Here is an 11,841-nt window from a genome sequence, read left to right as displayed (position 1 = left end):
TTCGATCGCGCGAAGCGGAGCGTTGTTGGAGGAGCGTCATCATGAATCGATCGTGGCCCGCGCTGTTCAGATCGTTGATCCCCGTCCTCTCGGCAGCGCACGTCGCATGCGGCGACGCCGGCGCGGATCCGGGCGGAGCAGGGGGCACGAGCCGAGACTCGCCCGACACATCGAGCACGTCCGCCTCATCGACGTCCGCCTCATCGACGTCCGCCGGAGGGGCCCCCGACGTCTGGATCCCGGCGCTCGATACGTCGTGGCACTGGATGATCGACCACCCGCTGGATCTGAACGATCCCAAGGACATGGGCCTGGTCGACCCCACCGGGGCGCCCATCGACACGCCGCCTCCCACGGTCTACGACATCGACTGGGAGTTCACGACGGCCGAGACGGTGGCCGCGCTGCACGCGATGGGCGCCAAGGTCATCTGCTACGTCGACGTCGGCGCGTTCGAGGACTATCGGCCGGACGCCGGCGATTTCCCGGACTCGGTCAAAGGCAAACCGGATTACCACTGGGAGGGCTCGTTCTGGCTCGACATCCGGCAGATCGACGTCCTCGGGCCGATCATGGAGGCCCGGTTCCAGGTCTGCAAGGACAAGGGCTTTGACGCCATCGAGCCCGACGAGGTCGACGGCTACGCCAACGACTCGGGGTTCCCCCTCACCTACGAGGACCAGATCGCCTACAACCGCTTCATCGCGGATCTCGCCCACGGGATGGGCATGTCCGTCGGGCTCAAGGGCGACATCGAGCAGGCGGAGGACCTGTGGCCGCACTTCGACTGGACGCTGAACGAGCAGTGCTTCGAGTATGAAGAGTGCGAGATCCTCGTCGACACGTTCCTGGCGAACGGCAAGGCCGTGTTCGAGGTGGAGTACGACGATCCGTTCTCGGGCCACATGACCGATCGGTCGCTCTTCTGCGAACAGGCGAACGCCTGGGGCTTCAACAGCATGGAGATGCCGCTCGACCTCGACGGCGGCCGATGGCCCTGCCGTTGAGCTCGGCGTCGCGCCCGCTCGCGCGGTGAGGCCCTCGGCATCGCGACCCGCGTCTGCCGGACGCGCCGCCGCCGCGCCTCCGTCGCCTCACGCGTCGTAGAGCAGGACCTCGACCACGGCGCCCTCTCCCACCGCCTCTTCGTCGCCCGGCACGATGACCACGCCGTCCGCGCGCGTCGTCGACGACAGGATCGACGCGCCGCTCGTCGCGATCGGAAACACCCGATCTCCGTCGACGCGCACCCTCACGTAATCGACGCGCCCCGCCTGGGAGGCGATCTTGCTCGCCACAACGCACCGCCTCCGCCGGTGGGGCCACGCGCGCGGCAGGCCGCCGAGGGCGCGGATCGAGGGGCCGGCAAAGAACTCGTAGGCGCAGAGGCACGACACCGGGTTTCCCGGCAGCAGGAACACCGGGCGTGCGCCGTCCAGGAAGCCGAACCCCGCGGGACCCGCCGGGCGCATCGCCACGCCGTGGATCGCCAGCTCGCCGAGCTCCGCCAGCACCAGCGGCGCGTGGTCCTCCGGGCCGACCGACGAGCCGCCGGAGACCAGCACCACGTCCGCGCCGGACGCGCCGGACGCTGACAGCGCGCCGCGCACCGCGTCGCGCCGGTCCGGCACGTACTCGACCGCGACGTCGCCGGCGCCGTCGCGCCGCGCCAGCGCCGAAAGCACCAGGCTGTTCGAGTCGACGATGCACGCCCCGCCCGGCAGGCTCCCGGGCGGCAGGAGCTCGTCGCCGGTGATCAGGATCCGCACCGACGGCCGGCGCACCACGCGCACCTCGGCGACGCCTGTCGAGGCGAGCACGCCGACGTCCTGCGGCCGCAGCCGGCGCCCGGCCGACACGACCGCCTCGCCCGCCATGACGTCCTCGCCGATCGCCGCCACGTGCTTGCCCGGCGGTACCGGCTGGCGCACCCGCACGACCTCCGCCCCGCCGCTGCCCGCGGCCTCCTCGGCGTGCTCGACCATGACCACCGCGTCGGCCCCCTCGGGCACCGGCGCGCCGGTCGTGATCCGCACGGCCTCGCCCGGGCGGATCGCGCCCGCGTGAGGGCGCCCGGGGAACGACGCGCCCACGAGCGCGAGCTCGACCGGCGCGGAGGGCGACGCGCCGGCGATCGCCTCGCTGGCGAGCGCGTAGCCGTCCATGGCCGCGCGGGAGAAGTGCGGCACGCTCACCCGGGCGAGCACGAACTCGGCCGCGACCCGCCCGGCCGACGCCGCGATCGGGACCGGCTCGTCGCCGAGCCGCTGGATGCGCTGCTCCAGGACCTCGAGCGCCCGCTCGACGGTCGCGCGCTCGCGAAAACCTCGCATTCTGACGTCGCGCAAGGGGAGCTCGGTGCGGCGGGCCGCTCAGCCCGCGGCGGAGGTCTCGAGCACGCCGCGGTAGATCTCGTCGACGGCGAGCACGCCGTCAATAGACGCGAGCCGCGCGCGCTCGCCCGGCCCGGCCTCGTACAGCGTCCACGAGTCGTCCTCGTTGCGCCGGAAGACCTCGATCCTCCGGTGCGCCTGCGAGACGAGGACGTACTCCTTCAGCGAGGGAATGCGGCGGTAATGGGCGAATTTCTCCCCGCGATCGTACCCCTCCGTGGAGTCCGACAGCACCTCGACCAGCACCACCGGGTTGACCACGGCGTCCTTGTCCTCGGGGCCGTGCATCAGCCGGCCGCACACGACGGCCACGTCGGGGTAGGTGGCGAGGCCCGTCTCGAGCACGCGCACGCGGAGGTCGGACGAGAACACCTCGCAGGGGCACTGGCCGAGCTGCACACCGAGCGCCACCGTCACCCGAGCCGCGAGCCGCGCGTGCTCCGGCGTGCCGCCGGCCATGTCGAAGATCTCGCCGCGGAGGAACTCGTGCTTGGTCGGGCTCGCCCGCTCCTGCTCGAGGTACTCGGCGTAGGTGAAGGAGAGCTTGCGGGCGGGCGCGTTCACGTCGTGACCTCTCCCGGAGTATGGCACGGGAACGCCTCCTCCGGGGCGCGCTCGCCCCCGATCCCTACCGCCGCTCGCCCCGCCGCGGCCGGCTCGCGCGCCGGAGCGGCGCGATCAGCGCGAAGGCGCCGAGCGCCATGACCGACAGCTTCGGCCCCCGCTTCTTCCGGACGCTCGCGCGCCGCTCGCCCGCGACCGAGCAGTCCTCCGACTCGGCGGAGTCGTCGGAGCCCCCGCTGCAGCCGTCGTCCTCCGCGTAGTACTCGTCCCCGGAGTCCGGCTCGCTCGTATCCCCGCTGCAGCCGTCGTCCTCCGCGTAATACTCGTCCTCGGACTCCGGCTCGCTCGTGTCCCCGCTGCAGCCGTCGTCCTCCGCGTAGTACTCGTCCTCGGGCGCCGGCTCGCTCGTGTCCCCGCTGCAGCCGTCGTCCTCCGCGTAGTACTCGTCCTCGGGCGCCGGCTCGCTCGTGTCCCCGCTGCAGCCGTCGTCCTCGTACTCGTCTTCGTAATAGACGTCCTCGCCCTGCTCGTCGGTGTCGACGACGACCGTGTCGGCGGTGCCGGAGCAGCCGCAGCCCACGTCGGCGACCGGCTCGTCGTCGTAATAATACGGGTCGTCGTCCACGCCCGACGGCCCGCCGGTCGCGCTCGAGCCGCCGGCGCCCGGCCCGCCGCCCAGGCCCCCGGGCCCGCTCCCCGACGAGCCGCCGGGGCCAGCGCCCGCGCCGCCGCCGCCGGCGTCGCCGGAGCACTCGTCGAGGCGGATGCGGCCGGCCCGCACGACGGGCGAGACCGACGCGCCGTCCCCGAAGATCAGCGGCCAGTCGGCGCCGGACTGGCCGGCCGCGAGCCGCATCGAGACGCGGGTGAGCCACACCGACGACGGCGCGAGACCGGAGAGCCCGACCGCGAGATCGTCGGCGATCGGACCGCAGCGCAGGAGCTCCGGATCCGTCTCGTCCCGCCGCGGCGACTCCGCGCAGTCGGCCGCGCCGTCGACAACGCCGTGCTCGGCGCGCGGGCAGCTCGCGGCGACCGCGAGGCTCGACGCGAGAGCGGCCGCGGCCACCGCGGCGCACGACCCCGGCCCGTCGGGGAGGTCGCCGTACGCGTCCGCGCGCGCGAAGTACGCCGCGACCACGCTGTCGACGCTGTCGCTGCCGATCGCGATGCTGCGGCTCAGCGCGTCGTGGCCCGCGCGCTCGACGAGCGCCCCGTCGCGCGCCTGCCCGAGGACCTCGGCGCGGATCTCCGCATAATCGCTGCGCTGCGCGCTCGCGTCCCAGGTCAGCGAGGCCGGCGGGAGCGTCACCGGCGCCGCGCCCGACAGCGCGCCCCGGCCGTCGCCGAGGAGCCACGCGGTCACCAGCACGTCGCCCTCGTCCGCCCTGGTCAGCGACAGCGGCAGGAGCGGCGCGCCGCCGCCCATCGCGACGCGCAGCGTCCTCGTGACCGCCGGCCCGCCGGGCGCGTCGAACCGGGCCGCCGCGAACCGCACCCCCTGCAACGCGCCGAGCTGCGCCGCCGTCTCGGGGGAGAGCGCGAGCCCGGCCGACGCCGCCCACTGCGCGACAGCGTCCACGTCGGCGAGCACCGTCACCTCGACAGGCTTCAGCGTCGCCTCGTGGGCGAGCCGCCCGGTCATGTCGAACGGCGCCGGCGCGCCCTCCTCCCCGGGGCAGTACGAGACGGCGCCCTCGGGCGGGAGCACGCGCGGCGCGGTCGCCGCCTCGAGCGCCTCGAGCCACGCGTCCGAGCTCACGTCGAGCGCCGCGCGCGGGGGCACCGGCACGACGAGCGCCACAGGCCCGCTCGCGCCCTGGAACCGCAGGCTCGTCCAGATCGTCGTGCGCTCCGGCCCCGCCGCGACGGCGACGCGCTGCTCGACCGACGTCTGCCCAGCGCCGGGCAGCAACGCCCCCGCCGCGAGGGCGTCACCGGCGCCGGAGAACGAGAGGAGGACCGCAGGAAGCGCAAGCGCAAGCGACCGTCTGTGCATACGAGGCCGATTGGCAAGCAGCATGCCCTCCATCGTACGCGGGTTTCGAGGCCGACCTCCACGCTGTCGAGGCCGGCTGAGAACCGCGGTTCACGACGCTCCATCGCCACAGCGACCCTGCCGCGAGGAGCGCCCCGTGGACGACGCGGCGGCTCACGCCTCGTGGACGATGACGATGTCGTCGGGGTGGAGGTGGCAGAACACCCTGTCGCCGGCGTGGAGCGCCGCCTGGCCGGAGCTCTCGTTGGCCACCACGGCGGTGAGCGTGAGCCCGGAGTCGGTCCGGAGCCGGAGCTGGTCGGTCGCGCCCTTGAACAGCTCGTCCTCGACGTGCGCCTCGAAGCAGTTCTCGAAGGCGGCTTGCCGCTCCTTGCGGAGGGCGACCTTCTCCGGCCGGATCGAGATGAGCGCGCTGTCCGCCCCGGGCGCGAGGTGCTCGGCGTTAACGAGGAGCTCGATCCCCCCCTCGAGCCGGACCCGCGCGCGCTCGCCGCTCCGCGACAGGACGGCCGCCCGGAGGATGTTGGCATGGCCGATGAAGTTCGCGACGAACGTCGTCTTGGGGCGGTGGTAGATCTGCGACGCGTCGCCGAGCTGCTCGACCCGGCCCTTGTTGATCACGGCGATGCGGTCGCTCATGGTGAGCGCCTCTTCCTGGTCGTGGGTCACGAACACGAACGTGATCCCGAGCTTCTTCTGCAGCTCCTTGAGCTCCACCTGCATCGCGTGCCGGAGCTTCGCGTCGAGCGCGGACAGCGGCTCGTCGAGGAGCAGCACCTTCGGGCGGCACACGATGGCCCGCGCGAGCGCGACCCGCTGCCGCTGGCCGCCGGAGAGCTGCGCCGGCTTGCGCTGCTCCATGCCCCCGAGCGACACCATCGCGACCGCGGCGCGGACCCGCTCGTCCATCTCCGCCCGCGGCACCTTCTTCATCCGCAGGCCGAAGCTGATGTTGTCCTGCACGGTCATGTGCGGGAACAGCGCGTAGCTCTGGAACACCTGGTTCACGTCGCGCCGGTAGGGCGGCTCGTGCGTCACGTCCTTCCCCTCCAGCAAGACGGCGCCGGTCGTCGGCGTCTCGAAGCCCGAGATCATCCGGAGCAGCGTCGTCTTGCCGCACCCCGAGGGACCGAGCAGCGTGATGAACTCACCTGCCCTGATCTGGAGATCCACCTCGTTCACCGCGAGGAAGCTGCCGAATCGCTTGGTGACCGCGCGGAGCTCGACCATCACACCCATCGATTTACCTCGGAGTACCTCGGAGACCGGGAGCTCATCCGCGCTCCGGCTCCTTGCGCAGGCCGAGCAGGAAGAACACGGAGAACAGGAGGAGGAGCGTCATGCCGAGCGCGGCGCCGAACGGCCAGTCGCGCGCCTGCCCGAACTGGTTCTGGATCACGTTGCCGATCATCGGCACGCGCGCCCCGCCCATGAGGTCGGTGATCGCGAACATCCCGAGCGCCGGGATGAACACGAGGAGGACCCCCGCCAGGATCCCCGGGCGGGTGAGCGGGACGATGACGTGGGAGAAGGCGGACACCGGCCTCGCGCCGAGGTCGAACGCCGCCTCGATGAGCGCGTTGTCCAGCTTCTCGACGCTCCCGTAGATGGGCAGGATCATGAACGGCAAGTACGAGTAGACGAGCCCGATGACCACCGCCGCCGGCGTGTACATGATGTCGAGCGGCGCCGAGATGATCCGCAAATAGAGGAGTATCCCGTTCAGGAGCCCCTCCGATTTGAGGATGGACATCCAGGCATACGTCCGGATGAGGAAGCTGGTCCAGAAAGGCACCATGACCAGCATGAGCAGCTTGTTCCGGATCCCCTCGCGCGCCCGGCCGATGAAGTACGCCACCGGATACCCTGCCACGAGGCAGATCGCCGTGGTGATCGCGGCGTAGCGGATCGAGTTGAGCAGGATCTTCAGGTAGGTCGCGTCGAGCACGCGCGCGTAGCTCGAGAGCGAGAGGCGGAAGACCACCTGCCCGAGCTCGTCCCGCTCGCAGAAGCTGTAGACGAGCATGATCGCGGTGGGCGCCACGACGAAGGCGAGCAGCCACACGAGGAGCGGGGCGAGCAGCAGCCACCCGCGGACGCCCGGCCTCCGCCGGGCGCCCTGGAACTCGACGACCTGCCCCGTGGCCGTGTTCATGACGCCCCGCCGATCACTGCGACGCCTTGAGGTCCGTCACCAGCTTGTCCACGTCCGCCGCCGCCTTGCCGATGTCGTGGAAGGTCTCCATGCCGGCGAGGGGCGGGTAGCTCGCCGGGTTCGCGAGCTGCTCCGGCGTGAGCAGCTTGCGCGCCTCGGTGTTCGGGTTCGTGTAGGGGAACTTGTCCGAGATGAGCTTGCTGACCTCGGGACGGAGGATGTGGTTCATGAACATCTCCGCGCCGATCTTGTTCTCGGCGTTGGTCGGGACCGCCAGGCTGTCGATCGCCTTGTGCGTCCCCTCGGCCGGCAGGACGAACTGGAACTTGTTCTTGTCCTCCTGGTAGAGCAGGGCCGCCTCCCCGCTCCAGACGACGCCGATGTCGACGTCGCCGTTGAGCAGCGCCGTCTTCGGGCTGTCGGAGTCGAACACCTTCACGAGCTTGATCCACTCCGCGAGGGTCGGCTTGATCTTCGCGAGGTTCTCGGGCGTCACGTCGTTGGCGTCGAGGCCCATCGTGACCATCACCCAGGCGACGATCTCGCGCGCGTCGTTCAGGGCCACGATGCGCCCCTTGTACTTCGGCTGGAACACGTCCTTGAAGCCCTTGATGGGCTCCTTCACCTTCTCGGTGTTGACGACGATGCCGACCGTCGTGCCCATGTAGGGGACGGTGTATTTGAGCTCCGGGTCGTGCGCCTGGTTCCTGAACGTCGGCGCGATGTTCTTCAGGTTCGGGATGCGCGCGTGATCGAGCGGCTGGAGCTTGTTCTGCTTGATCAGCGCCTCGACCGCGTACTCCGACGGCTGGATGAGGTCGTACCGGGTGCTCCCCGCGAGGAGCTTCGACATCATCTCCTCGTTCGAGGCGTAGGTCTCGTAATTGACCTTGATCCCCGTCTCCTTGGTGAAGCCGTCCAGGACCTCCTGGGGGATGTACTCGGACCACCCGAAGAGGTTGAGCTCGCCCCCCGCCTTCGGCTCGGCCGCCGGCCCGCTGCCCGAGGCGGCCGCCTGCGGCGCCGGGCTCTCCTTCTTGCCACAGCCGAGGAGGGCCATGAGGGGGACGACCATCAGTATCAAGAGCGCTGAGATGCGTTTCATTGGCCTTGCTCCTTGTCTTGCCGGCGCAGGCGTGTCCGCGCCGCGCTCGCCTTCAGCCCTCGTCCGGGAGCCGCCTCGCGGTGCCCTTCAGCGACTCGGCGACCACCACCAGCATCGCGGTCGCGACGATGAACACGGTCGAGATCGTGTTCAGCATCGGGTTCAGACCGACCTTCGCCATGCCGAACACCTTGATCGGCAAGGTCTCGGACTTGGGCCCGCGCGTGAAATAGGTGACGATGAGCTCGTCCATCGACAGCGTGAACGACATCAGCGCCCCGGAGATGATCGCGGGCAGAAGATAAGGCACCATGACCAGGAAGAACGCCTTGAGCGGCGTCGCCCCGAGATCCAGGGCGGCCTCCTCGAGCGACGGGTCGAGCCCCGCGAGCCGCGCCTGGACGGCGATGAGCACGAACGGGAAGCAGAAGGTGATGTGCGAGATGATCACCGTCGTGAAGCCGAGCTCGACCTCCACCGTCTTGAAGAAGATGAGCAGGCTGATCCCCATGATGATCTCCGGGATGATCATGGGGATGAAGATCAGCGTGGTGATCGACCGGAGCGCGGGGAACCTGTACCGGTAGAGCAGGAAGGCGCCCGCCGTGCCGAGGGCGACCGAGAACGCCGTGGTGACGCCGGCGATGATCACGCTGTTGCTCAGCGACTCGATGAGCGGCGACCGGCGCTCGTCGCCGAGGTGCGCGACGAGCTCGCCGAAGAGCTGCCGATACCACTTGAAGGTGAACCCCTCCCAGACGACGCTCATCCGCGAGTCGTTGAACGAGTAAACGACCAGGAGCACGATCGGGAGATACAGATAGAAGAGGACCAGGCCGCTCCAGCCGCCAAGGAGCAGATTCGACAGCTTGATGCCCGACAACCTCCGGAGTCGCATGCGGCGGCCTCGCAATCTTACACGGTCGCGGCGCGAGCTTATCGCCGGCGGAACGCCGTTTGCAACCACTGCAACCCGCCGATGTGGCCCGGCGCGCCCCGCCGACGGGCGCGCCCCGCCGACGGGCGCGCCGCGGCGCCGCGCAACGAGGGTGGCGTTCCGGAGAGGCCCTTGACACCGCCCCCTCCTCCGCTTACCGGCCCTGCATGACCGGGTCGTCGCGCCGCCCTTCAGGTGAGGTCCCGTGAGCGCTCCTCGCATCTGGACGATCGAAGAGGCGAACGCCCTCGTCCCGCAGCTCTCGTCGCAGATCGGCCGGCAGCTCGCCCTGGCGGGCGAGATCGAGCGCTGCTGGCGCGAGCTCGTGGACGCCGTGCCGAGCCCGGTGACGACGCCCGAGCAGCTCGTCGAGCTGGCGCGCAGCGGCAGCGAGCAGGCGCGGGCCCAGGAGCGCGAGCTCTCCGAGAAGATCGCCGCCTACGAGGCCGGGTGGCGCGACGTCGAGGAGCTCGGGGTGGTCGTGAAGGACCAGCGGATCGGGCTCTGCGATTTCTATGGGCGCCTCGACGGCGCCCTCGTCTGGCTCTGCTGGCGCTACGGCGAGCCGGCGGTCGAGCACTACCACGCGCTCGAGTCCGGCTACGCCGGGCGCAAGCCGATCACCGCGGCCAAGCGCCGGCAGCTCCTCAACTGACGAGGCCCCCGTGATCGATCGGCAGAGAGCGGCCTGGGCCATCGAGGAGTTCCTTCGCGCGCTCGGGCGCGACGTCGAGGGGGAGCTCGCCGGCACGGGCGAGCGGGTCGCGGACGCGTGGGCGGACGACCTGATCGAGGGCGAGGCCATCGACGCGGCCGCGGTGCTGCGCGAGGGCGCCATGGAGACGGGCCCCTTCGAGCGCGGGCTCGTCGTCGCCCGCGACCTCGCCGTCACCACGATGTGCCCGCACCACCTGCTGCCCGGCCACGGCACCGGGATCGTCGCCTACCTGCCAGGCCCGCGGGTCGCCGGCATCGGCACGATCGCGCACGTGCTCGACGCGCTCGCGCGCCGGCTGACCCTGCAGGAGCGCATCGGCGGGCAGCTCGTGGATCTGCTCGTCCACGAGCTCGGCGCGCGCGGCGCGCTGTGCAAGCTCGCGTTGACCCACACCTGCCTCATCGCCCGCGGCGAGCGCAAGGCGGGCGCCCTCATCGAGACGGTCGCTGTCGCGGGGGTGTTCGCCGAGCCGGGGCCGGAGCGCGACCTCGCGTTCGCCGCCGCGCTCTCCGGGGGGTGCCGCGCGTGACCGGCGTCGCTGTCGTCACGGGGCCGAGCCGCGGGATCGGCCGGGCGACGGCGCTCGCGCTCGCGCGCCGCGGCCTCGCCGTCGCGCTGCTCGGCCGCCCGAGCCCGCGGCTCGACGCGGTGACCGACGAGGTCCGCCGCCTCGACGTCGCCGCGCTGCCGATCCCGTGCGACGTCGCCTCCGAGGAGCAGGTGGCGCGCGCCGCCGCCGAGGTCGTGGCGTGGCTCGGCGCGCCGCGCGTCGTCGTGAACAACGCGGGCATCGTGCGCCGCGGCGCGCAGGTCCACGAGACCGCGCCCGCGGCCTGGGACGAGGTCATCGCGGTCAACCTCCGCGGCCCCTACCTCGTATCGCGCGCCTTTCTCCCGTCGATGCTGGCGCAGGGCCGCGGGCGGCTCGTCCACGTCGGCAGCATCTCCTCGACCATCGCGTCGCCAGGCAATGCGTCGTACGCCGCGTCGAAGTGGGGGCTCGTCGGCTTCTCGAAGAGCCTGGCCGAGGAGCTGCGCGGCAAGGGGCTCCAGTCCATCGCCGTGCTCCCCGGCTCGGTCGACACCGACATGCTCGTCGGCAGCGGCTTCCCCCCGCAGATGAGCGCCGACGACGTGGCGCAGCTCATCGTGTACGCCGCGCTCGACGCGCCCGACGCCGTCACCGGCTCGGCGCTCGAGATGTTCGGCTGACCGCGCCGGCCTCCTTGCCGAGCTCGGTGTACGTGCGGCCGCCACACCCGGCGCACCTGCGTGCTAGCCTTGGGCCGTGGAAACGACGCCTCCGCGACCTGGCGATCTCACCGCGGCATTGCCCGAGCTCCCGCTGTTCCCGCTGCCGCAGACGGTGCTCTTCCCCGGCGCGCTCTTGCCGCTGCACATCTTCGAGCCGCGCTACCGCGCCCTCGTGCGCGACGCCCTCGAGACGCACCGCATCCTCTCGGTCGTCCTCATCACGGACACCCGCGCGGTGGACGCGCACGGTCACCCGGCGATCGCGGGCGTGGCCGGCGCCGGCGAGATCATCGACCACGCCGAGCTGCCGGGGGGCCGCTACAACATCGTCCTGCGCGGCCGCGCCCGCGTCCGCCTGGCGGAGCGCCCCTTCGTGCCGCCCTACCGCACGGCGGCCGCGACCGTCCTCGAGGACGAGCCCGCCGAGGTCTCGGCCCAGGACCACGCCGCGCTCATCTCGACCGCGGCCTCGTTCTCCTCGCTCGTCCGCGAGCGCGACAGCGGCTTCGAGTTCCGCCTGCCGCGCGACGCGGCCACCTCGCTCGTCGTGGACCTCTGCGCCCACCACCTGATCCTCGACGCCCGGGAGCGGCAGGCCGTTCTGGAGACCCTGAACGTCGCCGCGCGGGTGCGCCGCGTGACGGAAGCGCTCGCTCTCCAGCAACTCGCGCTCGCCACCGCGACGCGCGACGTCAACTGAGTCAGCTCGGCTGGGC

At 71.5% G+C, this 11,841-nt stretch carries 12 protein-coding genes; 5 read left to right on the top strand and 7 right to left on the bottom strand.

Annotation, left to right across the window (positions count from 1 at the left end; translation table 11 throughout):
* Positions 1 to 41 precede the first annotated feature (41 nt).
* Positions 42 to 1,007: an endo alpha-1,4 polygalactosaminidase gene (locus WME96_RS47285; protein WP_437288106.1), complete on the top strand. Its 966-nt coding sequence runs from the start codon at positions 42 to 44 to the stop codon at positions 1,005 to 1,007.
* A gap of 87 nt (positions 1,008 to 1,094) precedes the next feature.
* Here the strand turns inward: WME96_RS47285 and WME96_RS47280 are convergent, their stop codons facing one another.
* From WME96_RS47280 to WME96_RS47250, 7 genes are all read right to left on the bottom strand, one after another.
* A complete protein-coding gene (locus WME96_RS47280) occupies positions 1,095 to 2,348 on the bottom strand; it encodes a molybdopterin molybdotransferase MoeA (protein WP_437288105.1) in 1,254 nt (417 codons plus the stop codon).
* A 24-nt stretch (positions 2,349 to 2,372) separates the two neighbouring features.
* The gene (locus WME96_RS47275; protein WP_437288104.1) at positions 2,373 to 2,957 is read right to left on the bottom strand and encodes a Uma2 family endonuclease; all 585 of its coding nucleotides are present in this window, start codon (positions 2,955 to 2,957) and stop codon (positions 2,373 to 2,375) included.
* 64 nt (positions 2,958 to 3,021) lie between these two features.
* On the bottom strand, positions 3,022 to 4,956 hold the full coding sequence (locus WME96_RS47270; protein WP_437288103.1) for a DUF2330 domain-containing protein: 1,935 nt from the start codon (positions 4,954 to 4,956) through the stop codon (positions 3,022 to 3,024).
* 153 nt (positions 4,957 to 5,109) lie between these two features.
* Complete coding sequence (locus tag WME96_RS47265; RefSeq protein ID WP_437288102.1) at positions 5,110 to 6,195, bottom strand: ABC transporter ATP-binding protein; 1,086 nt, start codon at positions 6,193 to 6,195, stop codon at positions 5,110 to 5,112.
* A 34-nt stretch (positions 6,196 to 6,229) separates the two neighbouring features.
* Positions 6,230 to 7,111, bottom strand: a complete 882-nt coding sequence (locus WME96_RS47260) for an ABC transporter permease (RefSeq protein ID WP_437288101.1) — start codon at positions 7,109 to 7,111, stop codon at positions 6,230 to 6,232.
* Positions 7,112 to 7,124: 13 nt separating this feature from the next.
* Positions 7,125 to 8,216: a polyamine ABC transporter substrate-binding protein gene (locus tag WME96_RS47255; RefSeq protein WP_437288100.1), complete on the bottom strand. Its 1,092-nt coding sequence runs from the start codon at positions 8,214 to 8,216 to the stop codon at positions 7,125 to 7,127.
* 52 nt (positions 8,217 to 8,268) lie between these two features.
* Positions 8,269 to 9,114 (bottom strand): ABC transporter permease, encoded by an 846-nt coding sequence (locus WME96_RS47250; RefSeq protein WP_437288099.1) that lies wholly within the window; start codon positions 9,112 to 9,114, stop codon positions 8,269 to 8,271.
* A gap of 244 nt (positions 9,115 to 9,358) precedes the next feature.
* On the opposite strand from WME96_RS47250, the gene WME96_RS47245 reads away from it, so the two are divergent.
* The 4 genes from WME96_RS47245 to WME96_RS47230 all read left to right on the top strand — a co-directional run bounded on the left by WME96_RS47245 (position 9,359) and on the right by WME96_RS47230 (position 11,825).
* On the top strand, positions 9,359 to 9,808 hold the full coding sequence (locus WME96_RS47245; RefSeq protein ID WP_437288098.1) for a DUF2203 domain-containing protein: 450 nt from the start codon (positions 9,359 to 9,361) through the stop codon (positions 9,806 to 9,808).
* A gap of 10 nt (positions 9,809 to 9,818) precedes the next feature.
* Positions 9,819 to 10,400 carry a GTP cyclohydrolase I gene (gene folE, locus WME96_RS47240; RefSeq protein ID WP_437288097.1) on the top strand — a complete coding sequence of 194 codons (582 nt, stop codon included), beginning with the start codon at positions 9,819 to 9,821 and terminating at the stop codon, positions 10,398 to 10,400.
* Entirely contained in the window at positions 10,397 to 11,083 is a 687-nt protein-coding gene (locus WME96_RS47235; protein ID WP_437288096.1) for an SDR family NAD(P)-dependent oxidoreductase, read from the top strand. Before folE ends, WME96_RS47235 begins: the two co-directional genes overlap by 4 nt.
* Positions 11,084 to 11,159: 76 nt before the next feature.
* Entirely contained in the window at positions 11,160 to 11,825 is a 666-nt protein-coding gene (locus tag WME96_RS47230) for an LON peptidase substrate-binding domain-containing protein (protein WP_437288095.1), read from the top strand.
* Positions 11,826 to 11,841: the final 16 nt, after the last annotated feature.

Origin of the sequence: Sorangium sp. So ce406 (assembly GCF_051474675.1) — a bacterium.
In the GTDB taxonomy this organism is placed as follows: Bacteria; Myxococcota_A; Polyangia; order Polyangiales; family Polyangiaceae; genus Sorangium; species Sorangium cellulosum_G.
Note: the sequence above shows the minus strand (reverse complement) of the source record. Positions and strands in the feature narration are given on the sequence as shown.